The sequence below is a fragment of the Demequina sp. NBRC 110052 genome, from assembly GCF_002090075.1.
In the GTDB taxonomy this organism is placed as follows: domain Bacteria; phylum Actinomycetota; class Actinomycetes; order Actinomycetales; family Demequinaceae; genus Demequina.
In genome coordinates this window covers 222,491-247,903 of sequence record NZ_BBRI01000002.1, presented here as the reverse complement: position 1 = coordinate 247,903, position 25,413 = coordinate 222,491, and the positions used below count along the sequence as shown (strand labels likewise).

At 70.2% G+C, this 25,413-nt stretch carries 27 protein-coding genes; 26 read left to right on the top strand and 1 reads right to left on the bottom strand.

What is annotated here, in order from left to right; genetic code table 11:
• The first annotated feature begins 68 nt into the window (after positions 1-68).
• The 14 genes from efp (at position 69) to B7K21_RS01120 (ending at position 15,021) form a co-directional block, all read left to right on the top strand.
• Positions 69-632 carry an elongation factor P gene (efp, locus tag B7K21_RS01185; RefSeq protein ID WP_084073110.1) on the top strand — a complete coding sequence of 188 codons (564 nt, stop codon included), beginning with the start codon at positions 69-71 and terminating at the stop codon, positions 630-632.
• Entirely contained in the window at positions 632-1,129 is a 498-nt protein-coding gene (gene nusB, locus B7K21_RS01180; RefSeq protein ID WP_084073109.1) for a transcription antitermination factor NusB, read from the top strand. The genes efp and nusB overlap by 1 nt, the downstream gene beginning before the upstream one ends.
• 99 nt (positions 1,130-1,228) lie before the next feature.
• Positions 1,229-1,780 (top strand): bifunctional pyr operon transcriptional regulator/uracil phosphoribosyltransferase PyrR, encoded by a 552-nt coding sequence (gene pyrR, locus B7K21_RS01175; RefSeq protein ID WP_084073108.1) that lies wholly within the window; start codon positions 1,229-1,231, stop codon positions 1,778-1,780.
• A complete protein-coding gene (locus tag B7K21_RS01170; RefSeq protein ID WP_084073107.1) occupies positions 1,777-2,736 on the top strand; it encodes an aspartate carbamoyltransferase catalytic subunit in 960 nt (319 codons plus the stop codon). Before pyrR ends, B7K21_RS01170 begins: the two co-directional genes overlap by 4 nt.
• Positions 2,733-4,052, top strand: coding sequence for a dihydroorotase (locus tag B7K21_RS01165; protein ID WP_084073106.1), 1,320 nt, complete (start codon positions 2,733-2,735; stop codon positions 4,050-4,052). Before B7K21_RS01170 ends, B7K21_RS01165 begins: the two co-directional genes overlap by 4 nt.
• Entirely contained in the window at positions 4,049-5,170 is a 1,122-nt protein-coding gene (gene carA / locus B7K21_RS01160) for a glutamine-hydrolyzing carbamoyl-phosphate synthase small subunit (protein WP_084073105.1), read from the top strand. The genes B7K21_RS01165 and carA overlap by 4 nt, the downstream gene beginning before the upstream one ends.
• A gap of 2 nt (positions 5,171-5,172) precedes the next feature.
• Positions 5,173-8,478: a carbamoyl-phosphate synthase large subunit gene (carB, locus tag B7K21_RS01155; RefSeq protein WP_084073104.1), complete on the top strand. Its 3,306-nt coding sequence runs from the start codon at positions 5,173-5,175 to the stop codon at positions 8,476-8,478.
• Positions 8,479-8,497: 19 nt separating this feature from the next.
• A complete protein-coding gene (gene pyrF, locus B7K21_RS01150; protein ID WP_234989124.1) occupies positions 8,498-9,403 on the top strand; it encodes an orotidine-5'-phosphate decarboxylase in 906 nt (301 codons plus the stop codon).
• Between the two features lie 21 nt (positions 9,404-9,424).
• Positions 9,425-9,739, top strand: a complete 315-nt coding sequence (gene mihF / locus B7K21_RS01145; RefSeq protein WP_084073102.1) for an integration host factor, actinobacterial type — start codon at positions 9,425-9,427, stop codon at positions 9,737-9,739.
• Positions 9,736-10,290 carry a guanylate kinase gene (gmk, locus tag B7K21_RS01140; protein ID WP_084073101.1) on the top strand — a complete coding sequence of 185 codons (555 nt, stop codon included), beginning with the start codon at positions 9,736-9,738 and terminating at the stop codon, positions 10,288-10,290. Before mihF ends, gmk begins: the two co-directional genes overlap by 4 nt.
• A gap of 50 nt (positions 10,291-10,340) precedes the next feature.
• Positions 10,341-10,607: a DNA-directed RNA polymerase subunit omega gene (gene rpoZ, locus B7K21_RS01135; protein ID WP_084073100.1), complete on the top strand. Its 267-nt coding sequence runs from the start codon at positions 10,341-10,343 to the stop codon at positions 10,605-10,607.
• A gap of 8 nt (positions 10,608-10,615) precedes the next feature.
• Positions 10,616-11,878, top strand: a complete 1,263-nt coding sequence (gene coaBC, locus B7K21_RS01130; RefSeq protein WP_084073099.1) for a bifunctional phosphopantothenoylcysteine decarboxylase/phosphopantothenate--cysteine ligase CoaBC — start codon at positions 10,616-10,618, stop codon at positions 11,876-11,878.
• The gene (metK, locus tag B7K21_RS01125; RefSeq protein ID WP_084073098.1) at positions 11,871-13,037 is read left to right on the top strand and encodes a methionine adenosyltransferase; all 1,167 of its coding nucleotides are present in this window, start codon (positions 11,871-11,873) and stop codon (positions 13,035-13,037) included. The genes coaBC and metK overlap by 8 nt, the downstream gene beginning before the upstream one ends.
• 7 nt (positions 13,038-13,044) lie before the next feature.
• Positions 13,045-15,021 (top strand): hypothetical protein, encoded by a 1,977-nt coding sequence (locus B7K21_RS01120; protein WP_084073097.1) that lies wholly within the window; start codon positions 13,045-13,047, stop codon positions 15,019-15,021.
• Positions 15,022-15,029: 8 nt separating this feature from the next.
• On the opposite strand, the gene B7K21_RS01115 is transcribed toward B7K21_RS01120, so the two are convergent.
• Positions 15,030-15,554 (bottom strand): CAP domain-containing protein, encoded by a 525-nt coding sequence (locus tag B7K21_RS01115; RefSeq protein WP_144016008.1) that lies wholly within the window; start codon positions 15,552-15,554, stop codon positions 15,030-15,032.
• 62 nt (positions 15,555-15,616) lie between these two features.
• Here B7K21_RS01115 and fmt point away from each other — a divergent pair, with 62 nt between their 5' ends.
• From fmt to tatA, 12 genes are all read left to right on the top strand, one after another.
• Positions 15,617-16,552 (top strand): methionyl-tRNA formyltransferase, encoded by a 936-nt coding sequence (fmt, locus tag B7K21_RS01110; protein WP_084073095.1) that lies wholly within the window; start codon positions 15,617-15,619, stop codon positions 16,550-16,552.
• A complete protein-coding gene (locus B7K21_RS01105; protein WP_084073094.1) occupies positions 16,549-18,009 on the top strand; it encodes an RsmB/NOP family class I SAM-dependent RNA methyltransferase in 1,461 nt (486 codons plus the stop codon). Before fmt ends, B7K21_RS01105 begins: the two co-directional genes overlap by 4 nt.
• Before the next feature lie 29 nt (positions 18,010-18,038).
• Positions 18,039-18,704, top strand: coding sequence for a ribulose-phosphate 3-epimerase (rpe, locus tag B7K21_RS01100; RefSeq protein ID WP_084073093.1), 666 nt, complete (start codon positions 18,039-18,041; stop codon positions 18,702-18,704).
• Entirely contained in the window at positions 18,697-19,734 is a 1,038-nt protein-coding gene (gene ribD, locus B7K21_RS01095) for a bifunctional diaminohydroxyphosphoribosylaminopyrimidine deaminase/5-amino-6-(5-phosphoribosylamino)uracil reductase RibD (RefSeq protein ID WP_234989123.1), read from the top strand. The genes rpe and ribD overlap by 8 nt, the downstream gene beginning before the upstream one ends.
• Positions 19,735-20,328 (top strand): riboflavin synthase, encoded by a 594-nt coding sequence (locus B7K21_RS01090; RefSeq protein WP_084073092.1) that lies wholly within the window; start codon positions 19,735-19,737, stop codon positions 20,326-20,328.
• The gene (gene ribB, locus B7K21_RS01085) at positions 20,325-21,566 is read left to right on the top strand and encodes a 3,4-dihydroxy-2-butanone-4-phosphate synthase (RefSeq protein WP_200806222.1); all 1,242 of its coding nucleotides are present in this window, start codon (positions 20,325-20,327) and stop codon (positions 21,564-21,566) included. Before B7K21_RS01090 ends, ribB begins: the two co-directional genes overlap by 4 nt.
• The gene (gene ribH / locus B7K21_RS01080) at positions 21,563-22,033 is read left to right on the top strand and encodes a 6,7-dimethyl-8-ribityllumazine synthase (protein WP_084073091.1); all 471 of its coding nucleotides are present in this window, start codon (positions 21,563-21,565) and stop codon (positions 22,031-22,033) included. Before ribB ends, ribH begins: the two co-directional genes overlap by 4 nt.
• A gap of 69 nt (positions 22,034-22,102) precedes the next feature.
• Positions 22,103-22,366, top strand: a complete 264-nt coding sequence (locus B7K21_RS01075) for a phosphoribosyl-ATP diphosphatase (RefSeq protein ID WP_084073090.1) — start codon at positions 22,103-22,105, stop codon at positions 22,364-22,366.
• Between the two features lie 13 nt (positions 22,367-22,379).
• On the top strand, positions 22,380-23,222 hold the full coding sequence (hisG, locus tag B7K21_RS01070) for an ATP phosphoribosyltransferase (protein WP_084073089.1): 843 nt from the start codon (positions 22,380-22,382) through the stop codon (positions 23,220-23,222).
• Positions 23,223-24,194: a YafY family protein gene (locus tag B7K21_RS01065; protein WP_084073088.1), complete on the top strand. Its 972-nt coding sequence runs from the start codon at positions 23,223-23,225 to the stop codon at positions 24,192-24,194.
• The gene (locus B7K21_RS01060) at positions 24,187-25,107 is read left to right on the top strand and encodes a YafY family protein (RefSeq protein ID WP_084073087.1); all 921 of its coding nucleotides are present in this window, start codon (positions 24,187-24,189) and stop codon (positions 25,105-25,107) included. Before B7K21_RS01065 ends, B7K21_RS01060 begins: the two co-directional genes overlap by 8 nt.
• A gap of 25 nt (positions 25,108-25,132) precedes the next feature.
• Entirely contained in the window at positions 25,133-25,390 is a 258-nt protein-coding gene (gene tatA / locus B7K21_RS01055) for a Sec-independent protein translocase subunit TatA (protein WP_084073086.1), read from the top strand.
• Positions 25,391-25,413: the final 23 nt, after the last annotated feature.

Below are 25,413 nucleotides of genomic sequence, written 5' to 3'. Positions count from 1 at the left end.
CGCGGTGGTGCGGCGTGCGCGTCGGCTAGAATCGTCTGCGGTATTCAAGCGAGAACGAGGACTATCCAGTGGCGACTTCGAACGACATCAAGAACGGCTCCGTGCTCAACCTCGACGGCAACCTGTGGTCCGTCATCGAGTTCCAGCACGTGAAGCCGGGCAAGGGCGGCGCGTTCGTGCGCACCAAGCTCAAGAACGTCCTCACGGGCAAGGTCGTGGACAAGACGTTCAACGCGGGCGCGAAGGTCGACTTCGAGACGGTCGACCGCCGCAACATGCAGTACCTGTACAACGACGGCACCGACTTCATCTTCATGGATCCCGACACGTTCGACCAGATCCCCGTCTCGCCTGCGGTCATGGGTGACGCGACCGACTACCTGCTCGAGAACGAGGTCGCCACGATCGGCTCGCACAACGGCAACCCGATCTTCCTCGAGCTCCCGGGCTCAGTCGTGCTTGAGGTGACGTACACGGAGCCGGGCCTGCAGGGCGACCGTTCGTCGGGCGGCACCAAGCCCGCGACGCTCGAGACCGGCAAGGAGATCCAGGTGCCGCTATTCCTCGAGGCACCCGTCAAGGTCAAGGTCAACACCGGCACGGGCGAGTACCTGGGCCGCGTGAACGACTAGTGGCCGCTCGCACCAAGGCGAGGAAGCGCGCGCTCGACATCCTGTTCGAGGCGGACCAGCGCGGCGCCAACGTCGCGGATGTGCTCGAGGAGCGCCTGGCGCGCTCGGGCCGCGAGACTCCGCTCCCGGAGTACTCGGCGGAGCTGGTCCGCGGCGTGATTTCGCGTTGGCTCGAGATCAATGCGCTGCTGCAGGAGGCCTCCGAGGAGTGGCCGCTGCACCGCATGCCCGCGGTGGATCGCGCAATCCTCCGTCTTGCGACGTGGGAGGTGCTGTTCAGCACCGAGGTTCCCACAGCGGTGGCGATCGACGAGGCAGTGGACCTCGCCGGGGAGCTCTCGACTGACGACTCGCCGAGGTTTATCAACGGAGTGCTCGGGCGCATCGCGCGCGAGGCGCCCGCGATGGGTTCGGTGCCGGCGAGCCAGCCCGACGCGGAGGCTGAGCCCGTCGATGACGTCACCACCGCGTCGGACCTCGAAGGACACGACAACTGAAGAGGGCCGCGCGGGCGCCCCTGCGGTGCGCGCTCGGCTAGGCTGAACTCCGAAGACACCCTTTAAAGGCCGTCCTGTGAGGCGGAGAAGGAGGTCGCCGTGACCGGCACCCTGCTCGGGCCGGGAGACATCTCCCGCGCCCTCACTCGTATCGCGCACGAGATCCTCGAGCGCAATGGTGGACCCGACGACGTGGTCCTGCTGGGCATCCCCACCCGTGGGCTTCCGCTCGCCGAGCGGCTCGCCACGCGGCTCGCCGAGGTCGAGCCCGGGTTCGACGCCGACGCGCGATGCGGCGCACTCGACATCACGATGTACCGCGACGATCTGCACCGTCAGCCCACGCGCGCGATCGGCACGACGCGGCTTCCCGAGCAGGGCATCGACGACGCGGTCGTGGTGCTCGTTGACGACGTGCTCCACACGGGCCGCACGATTCGGGCGGCGCTCGACGCGATCAAGGACCTGGGACGCCCGCGCGCGGTCCAGCTCGCCGCGCTCGTGGACCGAGGCCATCGCGAGCTGCCGATCCGCGCTGACTTCGTGGGCAAGAACATCCCGACCTCTCGCAGTGAGCGCGTCGACGTGCACCTGGAGGAGGTCGACGGCGAGGACGCCGTGATCCTCAGCGCGGGGAGGGCGGAGGCGTGAAGCACCTGCTTAGCACGCGCGACCTCAGCCGCGACGACGCGATCCTCATCCTCGACACCGCCGCGCAGATGGCCGCCACGCAGGAGCGCGAGGTGCGCAAGCTTCCGACGCTTCGCGGCAAGACGGTCGTCAACCTGTTCTTCGAGGACTCGACGCGCACCCGCATCTCGTTCGAGGCCGCCGCGAAGCGCCTCAGTGCGGATGTCATCAACTTCTCGGCCAAGGGCTCGAGCGTGTCCAAGGGGGAGAGCCTCAAGGACACGGCGCTGACCCTGCAGGCCATGGGCGCGGACGCGGTCGTCGTGCGCCATTGGGCGTCCGGAGCGGCGTATCAGCTCGCTCACGGCGGCTGGCTCCACGGCAGCGTCCTCAACGCGGGCGACGGCACGCACCAGCACCCGACGCAGGCGTTGCTCGACGCGTTCACGATGCGCCGTCACCTCGTCGGCTCTCCGGAGGGCGCGGGCCTCGATGGGCTGACCGTGGCGATCGTGGGCGATGTGCTCCACTCGCGCGTGGCGCGCTCGAACGTCCACCTGCTTCACACGCTCGGCGCGCGCGTCGTGCTCGTCGCCCCGCCGACGCTGGTGCCGGTCGGCATGGAGCCGTGGCCGTGCGAGGTGGTCCACACCCTCGACGAGGCGATCGAGTCGTACGACATCGATGCGCTCATGATGCTGCGAGTGCAGCGCGAGCGCATGTCGGGTGGAGGATTGGCGTTCTTCCCGAGCCCCGCCGAGTACACGCGCCTGTACGGGCTCGACGCGGACCGTCTGGGACGGCTGCCCGACCACGCGATCGTCATGCACCCCGGCCCCATGAACAGGGGCCTCGAGATCTCGGCCGAGGCCGCCGACTCGCCCCGCTCCGTCATCGTGGAGCAGGTGGGCAACGGAGTCGCCGTCCGCATGGCCGCCCTGTATCTGCTTCTCGCCGGAGAGGAGGGCGCCCAGTGAGCCGCCCCATCGTCATCGTCAACGCCTCGCTGTACGGCGAGGAGACCGCCAGCCTCCTCGTGGAGGATGGTGTCATCGCCCAGGTGGCCGACTCGATCGAGGCGCCGGAGGGCGCCCTCGTGATCGACGCGTCGGGCCTGGTCGCCCTGCCGGGCCTCGTGGACCTGCACACGCACCTGCGTGAGCCCGGGCGCGAGGATGCCGAGACCATCGAGACGGGATCGCGAGCCGCCGCTCGTGGCGGCTGGACCGCCGTGCACGCCATGGCCAACACCAACCCCGTCGCGGACACTGCCGGCGTGGTCGAGCAGGTGCATAGCCGTGGCCAGGAGATCGGCCTCGTCGACGTCTTCCCCGTGGGGGCTGTGACGGTGGGCCTCAAGGGAGAGCATCTGTCCGAGATGGGTGCCATGGCGAACTCGCGCGCCCGCGTGCGGCTGTTCTCCGACGACGGAATCTGCGTCTACGACCCGGTGATTATGCGCCGTGCGCTCGAGTACGTGAAGACGTTCGACGGCGCCGTCGTGCAGCACGCGCAGGACCTCCGGTTGACAGAGGGCTCGCAGATGCACGAGGGCGAGGTCTCCGCAGAGCTAGGACTCGCGGGCTGGCCTGCGGTCGCGGAGGAGTCGATCGTGGCGCGCGACGCACTGCTCGCCGAGCACGTCGGCTCGCGCGTGCACGTCCAGCACCTGTCGACCCGCGGCTCGGTGGAGATCGTGCGCTGGGCCAAGGAGCGCGGCATCTCGGTCACCGCCGAGGCGACGCCGCACCACCTGCTGCTCACCCACGAGTCCGCGCGCACCTACGACCCGCTGTTCAAGGTGAACCCGCCGCTTCGCACCCAGGATGACGTCGACGCGCTGCGCGACGCCGTGGGCGACGGCACCATCGACATCATCGCGACCGACCACGCCCCGCACGCCAGCGAGGACAAGGACTGCGAGTGGGCCGCCGCGTCGTTCGGCATGCTCGGGCTCGAGACCGCGCTCGGCATCGTCCAGAAGGTGCTCGTGGACACGGGCGTGCTGACCTGGCGCGACGTCGCCCGCGTGATGTCGGAGACGCCCGCGCGCATCGGGCGGGTGGACCATCTTCACGGGCGCCCGCTCGCCGCTGGCGAGCCCGCCAACATCACGCTCATCGATCCGAATGCCCCGTGGACCGTCAGCGCCGATGCGCTGGCGTCGCGCGCCCGCAACACGCCGTACGGTGGGATCGAGCTTCCCGGTCGGCCCGTCGCGACGATCCTGCGCGGCGAGCCGACCCACCTCGACCCTCGACTGGCCCCCGACACCGAAGGAGTCCCCGCGTGAGCGACACCGCCCTGCTCGTCCTGGAGAACGGCCAGGTCTTCACCGGTCGTGCGTACGGCGCGCGCGGAGCCACGCTCGGCGAGGTCGTCTTCAACACCGGCATGACCGGCTACCAGGAGACTCTGACCGATCCGAGCTATCACCGCCAGATCGTGGTGATGACCGCGCCGCACATCGGCAATACGGGAGTCAACGACGAAGACGACGAGTCGACGAAGATCTGGGTCGCCGGCTATGTGGTGCGCGATCCTGCGCGCGTGCCCTCGAACTGGCGCTCGACCCGCAGCCTCGACGCGATGCTCGAGGACCAGGGCATCGTCGGCATCTCGGGGATCGATACGCGTCAGCTCACGCGCATCCTGCGCGAGGGCGTGATGCGCGGAGGTATCTTCTCCGGCGACGCGCTGGCCCCGGAGGCCGAGCTCGTGGAGCGGGTCAAGGCGGGCGAGGAGATGGCCGGTGCCCACCTGGCCGACGCGGTGTCTGTCACCGAGCCGTACGTGATCGAGCCGACCGGCGCGTACGCGGGTCTGCACGTGGTCGCGGTGGACCTTGGCATCAAGGCCATGACGCCGGAGCGCATGGCCGAGCGCGGACTGCGCGTCACCGTGGTCCCCTCGACCACCACCGGCGAGGAGATCCTCGCGATGAACCCCGACGGCGTGTTCTTCTCGAACGGCCCGGGCGACCCCGCGGCGGCGGAACGCTCGGTGGGCGAGCTGCGCAAGGTGCTCGACGAGAAGGTGCCGTTCTTCGGCATCTGCTTCGGCAACCAACTGCTGGGCCGCGCGCTCGGCTACGGCACGTACAAGCTGCCGTTCGGTCACCGTGGCATCAATCAGCCCGTGATGGACCGTACGACAGGCAAGGTCGAGATCACCGCGCACAATCACGGCTTCGCCGTCGATGCCCCGCGCGAGGGTGACAGCGTCTCGCCGGCCGGCTACGGCCGCGTGAAGGTCAGCCACGTGTGCCTCAACGACGACGTGGTCGAGGGACTTGAGTGTCTCGACATTCCCGCCTTCTCGGTGCAGTACCACCCGGAGGCCGCCGCAGGTCCGCATGATGCGTCGTACCTGTTCGACCGATTCATCGACCTCATGAAGGGGGAGCGCTGACGATGCCCAAGCGCGACGACATCAACTCCGTGCTGGTCATCGGCTCCGGTCCCATCGTGATCGGCCAGGCCTGCGAGTTCGACTACTCCGGCACCCAGGCCTGCCGCGTGCTTCGCGCCGAGGGCGTGCGTGTGATCCTCGTGAACTCGAACCCTGCGACGATCATGACGGACCCCGAGTTCGCCGACGCCACGTACGTGGAGCCCATCACCACCGAGGTCATTGAGCGGATCATCGAGAAGGAGAAGCCCGACGCGCTGCTTCCGACGCTCGGCGGCCAGACGGCGCTCAACGCCGCCATCGCGGTGGCCGAGACTGGCATCCTCGACAAGCACGGCGTCGAGCTCATCGGCGCCAACCTCGAGGCCATCAACCTCGGTGAGAACCGCGAGCTGTTCAAGGGCGTAGTCGAGCGCTGCGGAGCCGACTCGGCGCGCTCCGCCATCTGCCACACGATGGACGAGCTGCTCGCCGCCGCGGAGGACCTCAAGTACCCGGTCGTGGTGCGCCCGTCCTTCACGATGGGCGGGCTCGGCTCCGGCTTCGCGTGGAACGAGGAGGACCTGCGTCGCATCGGCGGACAGGGACTGCACTACTCGCCGACCACCGAGGTGCTCCTGGAGGAGTCGATTCTCGGCTGGAAGGAGTACGAGCTCGAGCTCATGCGCGACAAGCACGACAACGTCGTGGTCGTGTGCTCGATCGAGAACGTGGACCCCGTCGGCGTGCACACCGGCGACTCGGTCACGGTGGCGCCTGCGATGACGCTGACCGACCGCGAGTACCAGCGCATGCGTGACGTGGGCATCGCGATCATCCGCGAGGTCGGGGTGGATACGGGCGGCTGCAACGTGCAGTTCGCGGTGGAGCCCGAGACGGGCCGCCTCATCGTGATTGAGATGAACCCGCGCGTGTCGCGGTCCTCGGCGCTGGCGTCGAAGGCCACGGGCTTCCCGATCGCGAAGATCGCCGCTCGCCTCGCGCTCGGCTACACGCTCGACGAGATCCCCAACGACATCACCGGCTCCACGCCCGCGAGCTTCGAGCCGACGCTCGACTACGTCGTGGTGAAGGTGCCGCGTTTCGCATTCGAGAAGTTCCCTGCGGCGGACCCCGTGCTGACCACCACCATGAAGTCCGTGGGCGAGGCCATGAGCATCGGCCGCTCGTTCACGGAGGCGCTCGGCAAGGCGCTGCGGTCGATCGACAAGCGCCAGGCGAACTTCCACTGGCGCGGCGACGCGCCCGTCGGCGCGGAGATCGATGCGCTCCTCGATGCCATCAGGACGCCCACAGAGGGACGCTTCATCCAGGTGCAGCAGCTTCTGCGCGCGGTCCATGCGGGAGACACCACGCTCGAGTCCATCTATGACGCGTGCCGCATCGACCCGTGGTTCCTGGACCAGATGCTGCTGATGAACGAGGTCGCCGACTCGGTGGCCAAGGCCCCTGAACTCACGTACGACGTGCTGCTCGAGGCCAAGCGTCACGGCCTCGCGGATGAGCAGGTCGCCTCTCTGCGAGGACTGGAAGCGGCGGACGTGCGCGAGGCGCGTCAGGCCCTTGGTGTGCTCCCGGTGTTCAAGACGGTCGACACCTGCGCGGCCGAGTTCGAGGCGCGGACGCCGTACCACTACAGCTCGTACGACGCCGAGAACGAGGTCGCGCCGCGCGAGCGCGAGGCCATCCTCATCCTCGGCTCGGGCCCCAACCGCATCGGGCAGGGCATCGAGTTCGACTACTCGTGCGTGCACGCGGCGCTGAGCCTCAAGGACCGCTACGAGACCGTCATGGTCAACTGCAACCCTGAGACCGTCTCGACGGACTACGACACCGCCAACCGCCTGTACTTCGAGCCGTTGACGTTCGAGGACGTCATGGCCGTGTACGAGGCGGAGCTCGCGGCCGGTCCCGTCAAGGGAATGTTCGTCCAGCTGGGTGGGCAGACCCCGCTGAGCCTCGCACAGCGCCTGTCCGACGCGGGAGTCCCCATCCTCGGTACGTCCCCCGAGGCGATCGACAACGCTGAGGACCGTGAGGCGTTCGGCAAGGTCCTCGAGGCCGCCGAGTTGCCCGCCCCCGCGTACGGCACCGCGCGCGGCATCGATGAGGCGATCGAGATCGCCGAGAGCATCGGCTTCCCCGTGCTCGTGCGCCCGTCCTACGTGCTGGGCGGCCGCGGCATGGAGATCGTCTACGACCGCGCCCAGCTCGAGGACTATGGCACGCGCATGGCGGAGGTCGGCGACCACGCCACTGACGCGCCGCTGCTCGTGGATCGCTTCCTCGACGACGCGATCGAGATCGATGTCGACGCGCTGTACGACGGCGAGGAGCTGTACCTCGGCGGTGTCATGGAGCACATCGAGGAGGCGGGCATCCACTCGGGTGATTCCGCGTGCGTGCTGCCCCCGGTCACGCTGTCCGTGAAGGAGCTGGAGCGCATCCGTCGCTCGACCGAGGCGCTGGCCAAGGGCATCGGCGTGCGCGGGCTCATGAACGTCCAGTACGCGCTCGTGAGCGACGTGCTGTACGTCCTCGAGGCGAATCCCCGTGCGTCGCGCACGGTGCCGTTCGTGGCGAAGGCGACCGGCGTGCCGCTCGCGACGGCCGCCTCGCTCCTGATGGCGGGCGCCTCGATCGCGGACCTGCGCCGCGACGGCGTGCTGCCCGAGGAGGATGCCTCCGCCATCGACATGTCGCAGCGCATCGCCGTCAAGGAGGCCGTGCTGCCGTTCCGACGCTTCCGCACGCACGAGGGTCTCGCCGTCGACACGGTGCTGGGGCCGGAGATGCGCTCGACCGGAGAGGTGATGGGCTTCGACGAGACGTTCCCGATGGCCTTCGCGAAGTCGCAGGCCGCCGCGTTCGGGGGCCTGCCCACGGAGGGCACCGTCTTCGTGTCGATGGCGGACCGTGACAAGCGGTCCATCACCTTCCCGGTCGCGCGGCTGCATCAGATGGGATTCAGGATCCTCGCGACCGCGGGCACTGCGCAGGTGCTCGCCCGCTACGGGATTCCGGCCGAGGTCGTGCGCAAGCACTTCGAGGGTCGCGGCCCCGACGGTGAGCCGACGATCGTCGACCTCGTGCAGACGGGTCAGGTCCACCTCGTGGTCAACACCCCGTCGGGCCAGGGCGGGCGCGCCGACGGATACGAGATCAGGGCGGCAGCGACCGCTGCCGACGCGGCGATCATCACCACGACGCAGCAGCTCGCGGCGGCGGTGCAGGCGATCGAGGCGCTGCGGGCGGGCTCGTTCGAGGTGATGAGCCTGCAGGAGGCGCATGGCGCCCTCTCTGCTTGAGAGCAAGTGGGCAGGTAGCATGGGAAACACGGATGATTCGGCGCCTGGCGTCGAGAAGGAGGACCGGATGGGCTTCGGCGAGCGTCTCGCGACGGCGATGGACGTCAGCGGACCCCTGTGCGTGGGGATCGACCCCCACCCGGAGTTGCTCGCGCGGTGGGGTCTGACCGACACCGCCGAGAGCCTGGCCGCGTTCGGCGAGACCATTCTCGAGGCGTCGGTCCGCTCCGCGGCGGCCGTGAAGCCCAACGCCGCGTTCTTTGAGCGTCACGGCGCCAGGGGAGTGGCGGCGCTTGAGCACGTGCTGCGTCGCGCCCGCGAGCTCGAGATCCTCACCATCCTCGACGTCAAGCGCGGTGACATCGGATCCACGATGGAGGGCTACGCGGACGCGTACCTCGCCGAGGGCGTCCCGCTCGAGGCCGACGCGATCACCGTCTCCCCTTACCTCGGCTTCGGCTCGCTGCAGCCCGCGTTCGATCTCGCGGCGCACACGGGCAAGGGCGTCTTCGTGCTGGCGCTGACCTCGAACCCGGAGGGCGCCTCGGTGCAGCACGCGGTGGGTCCGGATGGCGAGCCCGTCGCGGCCTCGGTCGTGCGGCTTGCGAATGAGCTCAACGAGGGCGCGAGCCCCATGGGAGATGTCGGCCTCGTCGTCGGAGCGACCGTCGGCGATGCCGTGAGCAAGCTCGGGATCGATCTCTCGGGCTTCAACGGACCGATCCTGTCGCCCGGTGTGGGCGCTCAGGGTGCGGGACCTGCGCAGTTGATGCAGGTATTCGGGGACGCGCGCAAGCGCGTGCTCGTCAATCAGTCGCGAGGGGTGCTCAACGCGGGGCCCTTCGTGGAGAAGCTGCGTGGTGCGATCCAGGCTGCCGCCGGCGCCGCGCAGTACACCCTGCAGTCCACCGACGAGCTGGACTGACAGACCTCGTTAGGAGTTCACGTGACCACTCCGGAGCTGTCCAAGGAGCAGCGCGCCGCCGCGCTGGTGAAGGCGACCGCGGTGCGCTCGGCGCGACGCGTGTTCAAGGAGGACCTCTCGCGTGGCGAGATGTCGCTGCAGGAGGCAATCCGTCAGGCGAAGTCGGATGACGCGCTCGCCGGGATCCGGGTCAAGGACCTGCTGCAGTGCCTCCCCGGCATCGGCCCCAAGCGCGCGACGACCGTCATGGACGAGATCGGAATCTCGCACGCACGCCGCATCCGCGGCCTCGGCACGCATCAGGTCGACGCGCTGGTCGCCCGAGAGACCAGGTGAGCCGCCTGGTCGTCCTTGCCGGGCCTACTGCGGTCGGCAAGGGCACCGTGGTGCGCGCGCTCAGGGTCTCGCGCCCGGACATCTGGGTGTCGGTATCGGCGACCACCAGGAGTCCGCGCCCGGGCGAGGTGGACGGCGAGCACTACTTTTTCGTGTCCGACGACGAGTTCGACAGGATGGTGGCGGCGGGTGAGCTGCTTGAGTGGGCGTCGGTGCACGGCGATCGCCGCTACGGCACGCCTCGCGGCCCCGTCGAGGAGCGGCTCGCCCAGGGCACGCCGTGCCTGCTCGAGATCGACCTCCAGGGTGCCCGGCAGGTCAAGGCGTCGATGCCAGACGCGCTGTTCGTCTTCCTTGCGCCGCCGTCGTGGGAGGAGCTTGTGCGGCGACTCGTGGGAAGGGGCACCGAGACTGAGGCGGAGCGCGAGCGGCGACTCGCGACCGCGCGCGACGAGCTGGCAGCAGTCGAGGAGTTCGACGAGACCGTCGTGAACGACGATCTGGACCGCGCCGTCGCGGCGGTCGCCCATCTGGTGGAGCACGCACGGTAGGATGGTGCGGGTTTGCGGGGGAGTCTCCCCGCAGGAGAGAGGTACACATCATGGCCGGAACGGTCGCACAGCCCGAGGGCATCACGAACCCGCCCATCGACGAGCTGCTTGAGAAGGTCGACTCGAAGTACGCGCTCGTGATCTACAGCTCCAAGCGCGCACGCCAGATTAACTCGTACTACGAGGTGCTCGGCGAGGGCCACTTCGAGAACGTGGGCCCGCTCGTCGAGGCCGACCAGACGGATAAGCCGCTCTCGGTGGCGCTGCGTGAGATCAACGCGGGAGACCTGCTGGAGCTCGGCGACTCGGCCGAGTAGACGCGCATATGCGCGTCCTGCTGGGGGTGACTGGCGGCATCGCCGCCTACAAGGTTGCCCTCGTTCTTCGGCGCCTCAAGGAGGATGGGCACTCGGTGCGCGTCGTCCCTACCGAGGCGTCGCTGAACTTCGTGGGGCGCGCGACGTGGGAGGCGCTGTCAGGACTGCCCGCGACCACGGGCACGTTCGAGGACGTGCCGGGCGTGGAGCACGTGCGGCTCGGCCAGCACGCCGACGTCGTGCTCATCGCGCCCGCCACTGCTGACTTCCTCGCGTCAATGGCCCACGGCGAGGCGCGCGACCTGCTCGGGAATGCGCTGCTTGCCACTGCGGCGCCTGTGATGGTGGCCCCGGCGATGCACACCGAGATGTGGGAGCACCCTGCCACTCGCGCCAACGTCGAGACCCTTCGATCGCGTGGCGTCCACGTGCTCGAGCCAGCCGTCGGCAGGCTCACCGGTGCCGACTCGGGGCCTGGCCGTCTCCCGGAGCCCGAGGACATCGTCGTCGGCCTCTATGCCATGGCCGAGGGATCCGGAATCTTGCTCGCGCCGCGCTCGGACGCCGGAGCGGAGTGGGGAGACCTGCACGGACTTACGGTGCTCGTCAGCGCGGGCGGCACGCGCGAGCCTCTCGATGCGGTGAGGTTCCTCGGCAACCGTTCGTCGGGACACCAGGGCTTCGCGATCGCGGAGGCCGCACGCGAGCGTGGCGCGAACGTGACCGTCGTGGCGGCGCACGTCGCGCTGCCACTGGGGGAGGACATCAGGCGGGTCGACGTGAGCACGGGCGCTGAGATGGCGGAGGCGATGAAGCGCGAGGCCGTCGGTGCGGACGTGGTGATCATGGCGGCCGCGGTCGCGGACTATCGGCCCCGCGAGGTGGCGTCGCACAAGATCAAGAAGCGCGGGGACGATGCGCTGACGCTCGAGCTCGTCCCCACGGAGGACATCCTCGCATCGCTCGTGGCTTCCCGGGTGGCGCCTCAGGTGGTCGTGGGCTTCGCGGCGGAGACCGGAGACGCTCAGGCGAGCGTGCTTGAGCACGGAGCGGACAAGGCCAGGCGCAAGGGTGCAGACCTGCTGTGCGTTAACGCGGTGGGCGCCGAGATCGGCTTCGGCGACCGGCCCAATGCGGTGATCATGCTCGACGCTGACGGCAACGTCGCCGGTCGGGCCGAGGGCTCCAAGCTCGCGGTAGCTCACGCGATGCTCGACGCTGTGGCGGGTCTGCGTGTCAGCCGGGGCCCGTACGATGGTGAGCATGACTGACCTGCGACTTTTCACCTCCGAGTCCGTGACCGAGGGCCACCCGGACAAGGTCTGCGACCAGGTCTCCGACGCGATCCTCGATGAGATGCTGCGGCAGGACCCGCTCTCCCGGGTCGCGGTCGAGACGATGGTCACGACGGGCCTCGTGCACGTGGCGGGCGAGGTCACCACCGAAGCGTACGTGGACATCCCCGGCACCATTCGCGAGGTTGTCAGCTCGATCGGCTACACGTCCTCGAAGGTCGGCTTCGACGGCGACTCGTGCGGAGTGTCGGTGTCGATCGGCGAGCAGAGCCCTGACATCTGGATGGGCGTCGGTCACGCGACGGATGTGGACGGGCAGGAGCTCGGCGCAGGCGACCAGGGACTCATGTTCGGCTACGCGTGCCGCGACACTCCCGAGCTCATGCCGTTGCCCATCGCGATCGCGCATCGTCTCACGCAGCGCCTCGCCCAGGTGCGCCGTTCCGATGAGGTGCCCGGCCTCAGGCCCGATGGCAAGGCCCAGGTGACGATCGGCTACGACGGCGATGTCGCGCGGACGGTGGACACGGTGGTGCTCTCGAGCCAGCACGCCGAGCACATCGAGATGGGCGAGCTGCGGGAGCGACTCGAGACCGCGGTGATCGCGCCCGTGCTCGCTCAGTTCGACCTCGACGCGAGTGCGCACCGCAGCCTCATCAACCCCACAGGGCGCTTCGAGATCGGCGGCCCCAAGGGCGACGCGGGGCTCACCGGCCGCAAGATCATCGTCGACACGTACGGCGGCATGGCGCGCCACGGCGGAGGCGCCTTCTCGGGCAAGGATCCGTCGAAGGTGGATCGCTCGGCGGCGTACGCGATGCGCTGGGTCGCGAAGAACGTCGTGGCGGCCGGGCTCGCCGATCGGTGCGAGGTGCAGGTCGCGTACGCGATCGGCACCGCTCATCCCGTGGGTCTCTATGTTGAGACCTTCGGCACCGAGACGGTGGACCCCTCGCGCATCGCCTCTGCGGTTCACGAGGTGTTCGATCTCAGGCCAGCGGCGATCATCGACGCGCTCGACCTGCGTCGTCCCATCTACCGTCAGACGTCCGCGTACGGCCACTTCGGGCGCGAGCTGGACGACTTCACGTGGGAGCGGCTGGACCGCGTGGACGCGCTGCTCGCAGCCGTGTGATCCGCACGTGGCCGTAGGGGAGCGCCCCGCGCGCATCGCGCGCGTGGTGATCGACTCGCCGCTGCCGCACCTCGACGGCTTCTTCGACTACGCGATCCCTGAGCGCCTGGAGCGGGTGACCGCGGGCTTCCGCGTGCGCGTCCCCTTCGCGGGTCGCCTCGTTTCGGCCGTCGTCATGGAGGTCGCGGGCGAGTCCTCGTTCGAGGGACGCCTCAGCGAGGTGCGCACCGCGGCGCACGCACCGTCATTCACGCACGAGAGCTTGCGTCTCGCCGGAGAGATCGCCCGGCGCTATGGCGGGTCCACCTGGGATGTGTTGCGGCTCATGGCGCCGCCGCGCGTCGCGGCCGTGGAGAAGCGGACCATTGTGGGAGCCGTCGACGATCGCGAGCGGTGGGGCACGCTCGCCGCTGCGCTGTCGGGTGAGGAGCCGCAGGACGCTCCGCGCTTGGGCGCGAACGCAGGCTCCGCGGTTACGCACGGCGCACCAGCGCGCATCGTGAGGCAGTGCGTTCCGGATCCGGGAGCGCCGGGGTCGATCCCCGCGCGAGAGATCGTGCGCGAGGCCGCGAGTCGACTCGCCGTGTCGACCGGCTCCGTGATTGTCGTGGTGCCGGACGCTCGGGCGACTGCGGCGCTCGTCGCGGCGTTGCGCGAGGCTGGTGCCGAGCGCTGGATCGCGCGCGGCGGAGGGGACTTCGTGGTGCTGGACGCTGACGACGGTCCGAGCGTGCGGTACGGCCAGTACCTCACAGCGCTGCGCGGCGAGGCGCGTCTCGTGATCGGCACGCGTGCGACCGCGATGCAGCCGGTCCCGTCACTGGCCGCGCTGGTGCTGTGGGACGACGGGCACTCGGCCTACGAGGATCCTCATGCGCCGTATCCCCACGCGCGCACGGTCGCCGCGATGCGTTCCGAGGCGGAGCACGCGGACCTGACTCTTGCCTCCTACGCTCCCTCGGTGGATGCGGCTGCGCTCGTCGAGCACGGCTGGGCCCGTCTTGAGGAGCCGACGATGGACGAGGTCCGGGAGCGCACAGCGACGATCACAGTGTGGGACGATGCGCGGCGCGAGGCGGAAGGCCCCGCAGGCTTCCATTGGATGCCACCCGGTGCGTGGCGAAGGCTGATGAGTGCACGCGAGCGCGGGCCCGTCGCGATCGTCGTTCCCCGCGCGGGATATGTCGCCGCGGCCGCGTGCGCGCGCTGCGACGAGTGGGCGAGGTGCCGCGAGTGCGAGGGTCCCGTGGCGATCGCGCGCGCGGGCGAGGACCCGCAGTGCACCGTGTGCGGCGTGATCCAGTCCCATTGGCATTGCCCGCACTGCCAGGGGTCGCGTCTCGCGCACCGCAGGCAGGGGGTGCTGCGCATAGCGGAGCAGCTGCGTGCGATGGCGCCGGGGGTGTCGCTCGTGGTGTCCGCGGGTGCCACCGAGGTCCTGTCCGACGGTGCGGTGTCCACGGGGATCGTCGTGGCCACACCAGGAGCGCTTCCGGCGGTGCCGGGAGGCTACGCGCACGTGGTGGTCGTGGACGCGTCCGTTCCGTCCACGGGCCTAGGCGGCGAGATCGCCGCGCTGCGTCTGTGGATCGCGGCGGCGGCAGTGTTTGTGAGCTCCAGGAAGAGCGGTGGTGAGGTCACGGTCGTCGGATCGCTGCCGGACCTCACGTCACGCGCGCTCGGCACCTGGCGTACGGCGTCGGCCGCCCTCGAGGCGTACCGCGAGCGGTTCGAGCTGTCGCTGCCGCCCGCGACGCGCCATGTGCGTGTGGAGGGCGACCTGGGCGCAGCGAAGAGCGAGCTCCGCGAGGCCGAGCGCGACGGCGCGATCGTCGTGCGGGATGCCGAGGGCGCGTCGCTTCTCGTGAGCAGGGCCGCGGCGCAGGGATGCGTCGACGCGCTGCGCGCTGCGGTGCGCAGGGCCTCAAAGCAGGGTGGAGGTCCCGTGAGACTTCGTGTGGACGGGCCGCTGCGCCTCCGCTGAGCGACGCGCTAGGACGGATACGAGACGAGCACGACAGAGCACGTGACGTAGCGTCGGATGTCGACCTCGTAGGTGCGGCATGCCGCACCCCACGCGTCGGCGTCGGGGGCAAGAGCGATGTCGCGGCGGTAGCTCGACCTAGTCCACGTGGCGACGGCATCCTCGGGGGAGGTGATGCCACGGATGGGAAGCTCGCCGACGACGACGGCGTCCCCGCACGGCACCTCGGTGATCGAGGCCTCGACGCGCAAGCTCGCCTCGTACACCTCGGCGGCCTCCGCAGCTTCGGCGGCGACGCAGTCGTTCCACGCGAGCGCGGCTACGCCTGCGTCGGACCGGGCGGTGGCGAGGGCCTCGCTCAGGCGCTGGGTGTACTCTTCCGCGGCAGGCACGCGCTCCACGATGCTGCCGAAGATGACAGCTGCGGCGATCAGCGCGACGGCGCCGCCCGCCAGGATCCAGCGTCGGCGTCGTCGCCGCGCCTTCTTGCGAGCCCACGAGGGCTCCGCCGACTCCATCCCGACAGGTTCCACGCGAACACTCTAGGCGTCCCTGGGGCCCTCGGCGGACATCTCAGCCGCTCTACGATGGGGGCATGCGCCTGATCTTCGCCGGCACCCCGGACGTCGCCGTTCCCAGCCTGGAGGCGCTGGTCGCGTCGCCGCATGAGGTGGTCGCGGTGGTGACGCAGCCCGACGCGCGAGGCAGGCGCGGTCGCGCGCTCCACCCGTCTCCGGTGAAGCAGGCAGCTGAAGCTCACGGCATCCCTGTGCTGGACCCGGCGAAGGCTTCCGCCTCCGAGTTCATCGCGCAGATCGCCGCGCTCGAGGCGGATGCCGCCGCCGTAGTCGCGTACGGCCAGATCCTCCGTCCTGCCCTCCTCGCGGCGACGCGCCTGGGGTGGGTCAACCTGCACTTCTCCCTGTTGCCGGCGTGGCGCGGTGCGGCGCCGGTGCAGCGGGCGCTCATGGCGGGTGACGATCTGACGGGCGCCACGACGTTCCTGCTCGACGAGGGCATGGATACGGGTCCGGTGCTGGGCGTTCTGACTGAGCGGATTCGCGTCACGGACACCGCTGGCACCCTGCTGGAGCGGCTGGCTCGGGTCGGCGCGCCGCTGCTCGTCCAGACCTTGAGTGGGCTCGAGGCGGGGGCGCTCGTGCCAGAGCCGCAGCCCGCCGATGGCGTGTCGTACGCGGCGAAGCTCTCCCGCGAGGATGCGTACGTGCGCTGGGATCGTCCCGCGCACGTGGTGGATCGACAGGTCCGCGGATGCACGCCGGCACCGGGGGCGTGGACCACGCTCCCTGATGGTCAGACGGCGAAGCTGGGCCCGGTGTCGCCGCGCGTGGGGCGGTCGGTGACGGTCCCCGGCCAGATGTCGCTCGTCGAGGGTGAGGTGCTGGTCGGCACGGGGACGGAGCCGGTGGCGCTGAGCTGGATCGCGCCGGCGGGCAAGAAGGCGATGGACGCCGACGCGTGGTGGCGCGGCGCTCGCCTTCCTGAGGGCGCTGCGCTGGGCGAGGCATGAGCGGCGGACCGGCGCGCGGTGGCGCGCAGGGGGCACGAGGCGGTCGCAGCGCCGATCGTCGCTCACCCCAAGGCCGCGGAGGAACCGGACGACGACCTCGTCCGGACGCGGCGCGTCTCGCGGCGTACGCATGCGTCACTGCGGTCGAGGAGGACGACGGCTACGCGAACCTGGTGATGCCGCGCATCCTCGCGGAGCACCGGCTCGCCGGGCGCGACGCGGCGTTCGCGACCGAGCTCGCCTATGGGGCGCTGCGGTTCAGTGGACTGTATGAGGCGATCGTCGAGCGCGCGTCGGGTCGTCCGTGGCGACGCCTCGACCCGCCGGTAGGACGAGCTTTGCTGCTGGGATGCCACCAGGTGCTCGGCATGCGTGTGGCGGACCACGCGGCGGTAGGGGAGACGGTAACTCTCGCTCGCTCCGTCGCAGGCGAGGGACCTGCGCGGCTCGTCAATGCGGTCCTGCGGCGCGTGACGGAGGCGGATCGGGAGGCGTGGCTGGCGCGCGTGGCACCCGGGAGCGGCAGGGACGCGATCGCTCTGCGTCACTCGCACCCGGCGTGGGTCGTCGCCGAGCTCGACCGCGCGCTGGCCGCGGACGGCCGACGTGGCGAGGTGGAGGAGCTGCTCGAGGCCGACAACGAGCCCGCCGCCGTCACGCTGGTGGCGCGACCCGGCCTGGTGGCGCGCGAGGACCTGGTGGAGCAGGTCGACGGCGCCGAACCGGGGCACTGGGCGCCCACGGCGGCGGTCCTGCGCGGCGGAGGAGACCCCGGTGCCGTAGCGGCGGTGCGTGACCGACGCGCCGCGGTGCAGGACGAGGGAAGCCAACTCGTCGCGTCGGCTCTGGTGGCCGCTCGGGAGGTCGCGCCGGGAGAGCGTTGGCTCGATCTGTGCGCGGGACCGGGAGGCAAGGCCGCGCTTCTGGGCGCGCACGCCGCCCAGTTCGGTGCGCATCTGGACGCGCTCGAGCTGCACCCGCATCGCGCGGACCTCGTGCGGGACTCCGTGCGGGCGGTGCCCGCAGGCACGGTCGACATCGCGGTGGGGGACGGGACGGCGTGGGGCGACTCCGGGTCGTATGACCGCGTGATCCTCGACGCGCCGTGCACGGGGCTCGGCGCGCTGAGACGCAGGCCGGAGGCGAGGTGGCGCAAGCAGTCCTCTGATGTCGGCGAGCTCTCGGCGCTGCAGTCCCGCCTCCTCGCGAACGCCGCGCGCCTCGTCCGTCCCGGCGGGCTGGTCGCCTACATCACCTGTTCGCCCCTGCTGGCCGAGACGCGCGACGTGGTTGCGCGCGAGCGTGGACTGCGGGCGCTCGACGCGCGCGTGCCGGTCGCAGCACTGTCGGGGACGTCGCCCGACACGTGGGGAGAAGGGCCGCACGTCCAGCTGTGGACCCACGCGCACGGGACCGACAGCATGTTCCTCGCGCTGCTCGAGAGGCCCGCGGAATGACCCGCCGTCGAGCGCGTTAGGTTGTGATCATGGGCATCCAGATCGCTCCCTCCATCCTCTCTGCCGACTTCGCCAACCTCGAGCGCGACATCACTCGTGTCGCGAGCGCCGACTGGCTCCACGTGGACGTCATGGACGGTCACTTCGTCCCCAACCTCACGCTCGGCCTGCCGGTGCTCGAGCGGCTCGCGGAGGTCTCGCCGCTGCCCGTCGACGCGCATCTCATGATCGAGAACCCCGACCATTGGGCGCCTCGTTACGCCGAGGCGGGCGCGACATCAGTGACGTTCCACCTCGAGGCTGCCGAGGACCCGGTGCGCATCGCCAAGGACCTGCGCGCGCTCGGCGCCCGTGCCTCGGTCGCAGTCAGGCCGGGCACGCCCGTGGACTCGTTGCTCGACGTGCTGCGCGAGTTCGACATGGTGCTCGTCATGACGGTCGAGCCCGGCTTCGGCGGCCAGGCATTCATGCCCGAGACGATGCCCAAGGTCACGGCGCTACGTGAGCACGCCACCCGTCTGGGCCACTCGTTGCGCATCGAGGTCGACGGTGGTGTCGCGCGCGACACTGTCCCGACCGTGGTGGAGGCCGGCGCCGACGTGCTAGTCGCGGGATCGGCCATCTACGGTGCGGACGACGTGGCCGGCGAGATCGCTGCGCTGCGCGCGCTCGGCGAGCGGCACTCACGTGCCTGATCTCGAGGGACTCGATCTCGCTGCGGCGCAGCATCCGATGGATCGTGCCGTCGCGCTGGCCGCGCAGGGGCCAGCGTGGGGACCCAACCCGCGCGTCGGCTGCGTGATCGTGGACGCCGCAGGCCAGGTGCTCACGGCGGGATGGCACCGCGGCGCCGGAACCCTGCACGCAGAGGCGGACGCTCTGGCGCGCGCGCGAGCCGCCGGAGTCGACGTGACCGGCGCGACGGCCTACGTGACACTCGAACCGTGCACCCACACGGGCCGCACCGGGCCGTGCGCGGACGCGCTCACTGAGGCCGGCGTCGGACGCGTGGTCTATGCCGTCGAGGATCCCAATCCGGTGGCCGCCGGGGGAGGGGAGGTGCTGCGCTCGCGCGGCATCCCGGCGGAGCTCGCGCCCCACGACGGCGCCGCAGACCTGAACTCGAGGTGGCTCACCGCGGTGAGCGCCGGGCGCCCCTACGTCATCGCGAAGTGGGCGGCGACGCTCGACGGGCGCACCGCGGCCGCCGACGGCACCAGCTTCTGGATCACGGGCGAGGAGGCGCGCGAGCACGCGCACCGTGTGCGTGCTGAGGTCGGGGCGATCGTGGTGGGCACCGGCACGGTGCTCGCCGACGACCCCTCGCTCAGCGCTCGGCCCGCGGGGGTGGCGGACGCACATCAGCCGCTGCGCGTCGCCATGGGCATGACGGAGACGCGAGGCAGACGCGTGTGGCGCGACGACAACGCGGTGCACCTCGCGACACACGACCCGGCTCAGGTGCTCGCCGAACTGTGGAAGCGGGATGTCCGCGTCGTCCTGGTCGAGGGCGGCGCGACAGTGACGACGGCATTCCTGCGCGCTGGGCTCGTCGACGAGGTGCACGCCTACGTCGCGCCCGTGATCCTAGGTGCGGGACCGAGCGCGGTGGGGGACCTCGGAATCGCCACGATGTCCGAGGCGTTGAGAGGCGAGGACGTGACCACGGTCCGCCTGGGCGCGGATACGCTGGTCGCAGCGAAGATCACGAAAGCAGGCCCCTAGATGTTCACCGGCATCGTCGAATCCGTCGGCACCGTCACCGCGGTCACGGACAGCGGCGCTCAGTCCCAGATCTCCATCTCGTCACCCGGATTCGGCGATGATCTCGAATACGGCGAGTCGATCGCCGTCAACGGCGTGTGTCTCACCGTCGCGAAGCACTCCGGCGACACTTGGATCGCGGACGTCATGAAGGTCACGCGCGCCACCACGACGCTCGCCGATGTGAAGGTCGGCGACCGCGTCAACCTCGAGCGCGCGATGCGCGCCGACGGCCGGCTCGGCGGGCACATGATGCAGGGCCACGTGGACGGCGTCGCGGAGCTCGTCGCGCGCGACTCGCAGCCCGATTGGGACGACCTCTCGTTCCGCCTGCCTGCTGAGGTGCTGCGCTACGTCGTGCGTAAGGGCTCGATTGCGCTCAATGGCGTGTCGCTGACTGTTGCGGAGCTCGAGGGTGACATCGCCACCGTGTCGCTCATCCCGACGACCCTCGCGGAGACCGTGTTCGGCGACGCTCGGGTCGGCGACCGCGCGAACGTCGAGGTCGACGTGATCGGCAAGTACGTCGAGCGCATGATGGAGGCGCGCGCATGACCGCGGAGGCGATCGCCCTGGTCGAACGCGCGCTGGAGGAGATCCGCGCGGGCCGACCCGTGCTTGTCGCCGACTCTCGTGACCGCGAGGACGAGGCCGACTTCATCATGTCAGCCGAGCGCGCGACCGTGGAGTGGGTCGCCTGGGGGATCCGCCACTCCTCGGGCTATCTCTGTGCGCCGCTCACCGGCGATCGCGCCGACGCGCTCAAGCTTCCCCTCATGGTGCCGCAGAGTCAGGACCCGCGACGCACCGCGTACACGGTGTCGATCGACGCGGCCGAGGGCGTCACGACGGGCATCTCCGCGGCTGACCGTCATCGCACGCTCCAGCTGCTCGCCGACCCGACGGCGTCCGCTGAGGAGTTCATCCGGCCGGGCCACGTGCTGCCGTTGCGCGCGGTCGCCGGCGGCGTCCTTCACCGCCCTGGGCACACCGAGGCGGCCGTGGATCTGTGCAGGCTCGCAGGTGTCTCGCCTGTGGGCGTGATCGCCGAGCTCGTCAACGACGACGGCACGATGATGCGCCAGGGCGACGCGACCGCTCTGGCCGCGACCGACGACCTGGTGTTCCTCACGATCGCCGACCTCATCGAGTACCGGCGCCATGTGGAGGACCTTCCCGAGCCCATCGCACCCCAGCCCCATCGCGTGCTGTTCGAGGGCGAGGCTCGGCTCCCGACCGTGCACGGCGACGTCACAGTGCGTGGCTACAGGGACGCCCGCACGGGCGACGAGCACGTCGCGCTCGTGGTGCCCCCCAAGGAGGGCATCGTGCCGATCGTGCGCGTGCACTCCGAGTGCCTCACGGGCGACGCCTTCGGCTCGATCCGCTGCGACTGCGGGCCGCAGCTCGATGCGGCGATCGCGCGCATCGTGGAGGAGGGCGGCGCCGTCGTGTACCTCACGGGTCACGAGGGGCGGGGCATCGGCATCCTGTCCAAGATCAAGGCCTACGCGCTGCAGGACTCGGGGCGTGACACTGTCGACGCCAACACCGATCTCGGTCTGCCGGTGGATCGCCGCGAGTACGGCGCGGCCGCCGCGATCCTGCACGATCTGGGGCTGGGCGAGATCCGCCTGCTGACGAACAATCCGGCGAAGGTCGAAGGGCTGCGCGCCTCCGGCATCGCCTGCGTGGAGCGTGTGCCTCACCTGGTGGGCGCGCATCCCGAGAACGAGCATTACCGCCGCACCAAGGTGGAGCGGATGGGTCACCTGCTGGGAGAGCAGTCATGAGTGGAGCGGGAGCACCGCAGATCGCCGTCGACGGCGAGGGCCTCACGGTCGAGATCGTCGCCTCGCTGTGGCATACCGAGGTCATGGATGGCCTCGTCGCTGGCGCAGTGCGCGCCGCGGAGGCTGCAGGAGCTGGCTATCGCGTGACGCGCGTCGCCGGCGCCGTCGAGCTCACCGTCGTCGCGGAGGCCCTCGCCCGGCGCGGGGCCGACGCGATCGTGGCGCTCGGCGTGGTGATCAAGGGCGAGACGCCGCACTTCGAGTACGTATGCCAGTCGGTGACGCAGGGACTGACCGACGTGTCGCGTGAGCACGCGGTTCCCGTGGGATTCGGCGTGCTCACGGTCGACGAGGAGAGCCACGCGCTCGCCCGCGCAGGGCTGGAGGGCTCCAAGGAGGACAAGGGCGCGGAGTCAGTGGAGGCCGCGCTCTCGACGGCGCGCATCCTGCGGGACCTCAACGACTGACGCCCGACGCGGGGACCTGCCCGCGCGGAGGTTCGCCGACGCGTCGTGCGCGCCACTAGGCTGGACGGCGTGAAGACCTTCGAAGACCTTTTCGCCGAACTGACGGAGCGCGCCGCGCAGCGGCCGGAGGGCTCCGGCACCGTCGCCCTGCTCGACAAGGGCGTCCATGCGATCGGCAAGAAGCTCGTCGAGGAGGCCGCCGAGTCATGGATGGCCGCCGAGTTCCAGTCGGACGAGGATGCCGCCGAGGAGATCTCACAGCTGCTGTATCACGCGCAGGTGATGATGATCGCGAAGGGGCTCACCCTCGAGGACGTGTACCGCTACCTGTAATCCCGGAGTCACTGTGCTGCGCATTGCCGTTCCCAACAAGGGCTCGCTGTCCGAGCCCGCCGTCCAGCTTCTCAAGGAGGCCGGCTACAAGCAGCGGAGAGATCCGCGCGAGCTGGTGCTGGTGGACTCCCGCAACGACGTGGAGTTCTTCTTCCTGCGTCCCCGCGACGTGGCCGTGTACGTCGGCTCCGGCACGGTGCAGGCGGGCATCACCGGTCGCGACCTGCTGCTCGACTCGGCAGCTCCCGCATCCGAGCACCTCGAGCTCGGCTTCGGCGGCTCGACTTTCCGCTACGCCGCCGAGCCGGGCGTGGCGTCTCGCATCGAGGACATCGCAGGCAAGCGCGTCGCGACGTCGTACCCCCACCTGGTGAGGACGCACCTGAAGTCGTTCGGCGTCGAGGCGGATGTGGTCCGGCTGGACGGCGCCGTCGAGTCGTCGGTCCGCCTGGGCGTGGCCGATGTCGTGGCCGACGTGGTCTCGACCGGCACCACGCTGCGCGCCGCGGGTCTGGAGATCTTCGGCGAGCCGCTGCTGAAGTCCGAGGCGATCCTCATCAAGGGGCCGGACGCCACCGACGAGGACATCGCAGTGCTCACAGGGCGCCTCCGCGGCGTGCTCATGGCGCGTCAGTACGTCCTCGTCGACTACGACGTACCGGCCGACCGGCTTGAGGACGCCTTGAACGTGACCCCGGGTTTCGAGGCTCCCACCGTCGCGCCCCTGCATGGATCTGACTGGTCCGCCGTGCGGGTGATGGTGCCTCGGGTCGAGATGAATCACGTCATGGATGCGCTGTACGCCGTGGGCGCGCGCGCGATCCTCACGACCGAGCTGCTGGCGGTGCGCGTCTAGATGGCGGGAACCGAGGCGGCGGGGCGGCTGCTCAACCTGATCATCGCGCTGACGGACTCCGGAGCGCGCATGACCAGAGAGCGCATCCGTGCGACGGTCGAGGGCTACGACACGGTGCCCGCTGGCGCCTCGGAGGACGAGCGTCGCCGTCTCGACGCGGCGTTCGAGCGCAAGTTCGAGCGCGACAAGGACGACTTGCGTCGTCTGGGTATCCCGTTGCGCACGGTCGTGGACCCGATCCATGGGGACGACATCGGGTATCGCATCGATGCCGCTGCGGCCGCGCTGCCGCCCCTCGACCTCAGCCCCGCCGAGCTCGCCGTCGTGGGGATCGCGGCGGATCTGTGGAGCGATGCGACGTTGGGCGAGGACGCCCGCCAGGCGCTCACCAAGGTCGCCTCTGCGAGCGACGAGCGACCGTCCGAGCGAGTGGTGCTCTCGGGAACGTCCTCCGCGGTGGCCGACGCGGTCGCTGCGCTCGTCGAAGCCATCGAGCTGCGGCGCGAGGTCCGCTTCGGGTACACCTCGGCGGCGTCCGGGTCATCGACCCGGACCGTGCGCCCGTGGCGGCTCGTGCTGCGCGGCGGAGCGCTGTACCTGCAGGGTCACGACGTGGACCGCGGCGAGCCTCGCACGTTCCGATTGTCGCGGTTCCATGGGACGGTGCGCGCGGTCGGCGACGAAGGAGCGTTCGAGATCCCTGCGGCGATGCCGGCAGCATTCGAGGAGCAGGAGCCCGGCGAGGCGCTCCTCGCCGTTCGTGCCGAGGCCGGCCATGCGCTCCGCGCGCGAGGAGCCGCGCGGGGACGGGACGGCGAGTGGGATGTGATCGCCGTGCGCTACCACCACGCCGACCAGCTGCGCGATGAGGTCCTGGCCCTCGCGGGCGCCGCTCGCGTGATCGAACCGCTCTGGCTCGCGGACGAGGTGCGCGCGCACGCGCGCGGTGCGCTGGAGGCCGTCCGTGGCTGAGAGAGCGCTCGCGCGGCTGACGCGCCTGCTGGGGATCGTGTCGTACCTCGAGACGCACGGGGAGGCGCCGTTCGACGAGCTCGCCGCGCGCTTCGGCACCACGCCGACGCAGATCGAGGCAGACGTGTGGCTGCTGTTCACCACAGGCAAGCCAGGCGGCATGCCGGATGACTACGTGGACTTCGACGGCGATGCCCTCGATGAGGGCATCGCCCGTCTTCGCGACGGACAAGGGCTCACGCAGGTGCGGTTCAGCGCGCGTGAAGCCGTCGCGCTGCTGGGCGCGCTCAGCTCGCTCGAGGCCTCCGGTGCGGCGCCCCCCGCGGCAGCCTCGGCGCTGACGAAGCTCAAGACTGCCGTCGGCGACGTGGCACCCGTCGAGGTCATGGGGGAGAGCCGTGCGGATCCGCAGGTGGTCGCCGTGGTCCGCGAGGGCGCGGAGAGCGGACGGGCGGTAGCGCTGGAGTACGTCGACGCCCAGGATCACCGGACCGAGCGGCTCATCGAGCCGCATCGGTTGGTCACCATCGACGGCGTCGGCTATGTCGAGTGCTGGTGTCATCGCGCGGGAGACTATCGCACGCTGCGGCTGGATCGGATCATGAGCGCCGCGCTGACCGAGGACGTGGTCACGCATGCACCTGCGGACCACACCGGCTTCTCGCTCGCGCCCCGGTACGAGGCGACCGTGGAAGCGGCGCGCGCGGCGCGCTGGGCGCTGGAGTCCATGCCGGGAGCGTCGATCAGCGAGACCGATCAGGGCATTTTGACGACCTTCCCGGTTGCGGATGCCGACTGGGTCGCTGGTCGTCTGCTCGCCATCGGTCCCCATCTGCACTCGGTGGCCCCTGCCGCATTGGCCGACGCGGTGGCAAGGCGCGCGGCGGACGTGCTCGCTGCACAGGACGGCTAGACTGGGACGACCCTACGAAGGAGGCATGGTGGGAAGCTTCGGAGCCCGCGAGATCATCATCATCCTGGTGATCGTGCTGATCCTCTTCGGCGCCCCCAAGCTGCCGGACTTCGCCCGGTCGCTGGGCAAGTCGATGCGCATCATCAAGGACGAGACGAAGGCGCTGCGAGACGACGACGGTTCGTCGACCGCGACTGAGACCGACGCCGCTCAGGGCGACCCGAAGAAGGCCGAGTGGCCCGACTCGACGATCTCGCCCGACGACGAGGGGCGTGGCAAGTAGCAGGCAGGCGCGTCGGGCCGATC

Bases quoted from the DNA above. Each gene is read 5' to 3' on its own strand.
- carB (WP_084073104.1), top strand. From the start codon at position 5,173: ATGCCCAAGCGCGACGACATCAACTCCGTGCTGGTCATCGGCTCCGGT.
- pyrF (WP_234989124.1), top strand. From the start codon at position 8,498: ATGGGAAACACGGATGATTCGGCGCCTGGCGTCGAGAAGGAGGACCGG.
- rpoZ (WP_084073100.1), top strand. From the start codon at position 10,341: ATGGCCGGAACGGTCGCACAGCCCGAGGGCATCACGAACCCGCCCATC.
- coaBC (WP_084073099.1), top strand. From the start codon at position 10,616: ATGCGCGTCCTGCTGGGGGTGACTGGCGGCATCGCCGCCTACAAGGTT.
- metK (WP_084073098.1), top strand. From the start codon at position 11,871: ATGACTGACCTGCGACTTTTCACCTCCGAGTCCGTGACCGAGGGCCAC.
- fmt (WP_084073095.1), top strand. From the start codon at position 15,617: ATGCGCCTGATCTTCGCCGGCACCCCGGACGTCGCCGTTCCCAGCCTG.
- B7K21_RS01105 (WP_084073094.1), top strand. From the start codon at position 16,549: ATGAGCGGCGGACCGGCGCGCGGTGGCGCGCAGGGGGCACGAGGCGGT.
- rpe (WP_084073093.1), top strand. From the start codon at position 18,039: ATGGGCATCCAGATCGCTCCCTCCATCCTCTCTGCCGACTTCGCCAAC.
- B7K21_RS01090 (WP_084073092.1), top strand. From the start codon at position 19,735: ATGTTCACCGGCATCGTCGAATCCGTCGGCACCGTCACCGCGGTCACG.
- ribB (WP_200806222.1), top strand. From the start codon at position 20,325: ATGACCGCGGAGGCGATCGCCCTGGTCGAACGCGCGCTGGAGGAGATC.
- ribH (WP_084073091.1), top strand. From the start codon at position 21,563: ATGAGTGGAGCGGGAGCACCGCAGATCGCCGTCGACGGCGAGGGCCTC.
- B7K21_RS01065 (WP_084073088.1), top strand. From the start codon at position 23,223: ATGGCGGGAACCGAGGCGGCGGGGCGGCTGCTCAACCTGATCATCGCG.
- tatA (WP_084073086.1), top strand. From the start codon at position 25,133: ATGGTGGGAAGCTTCGGAGCCCGCGAGATCATCATCATCCTGGTGATC.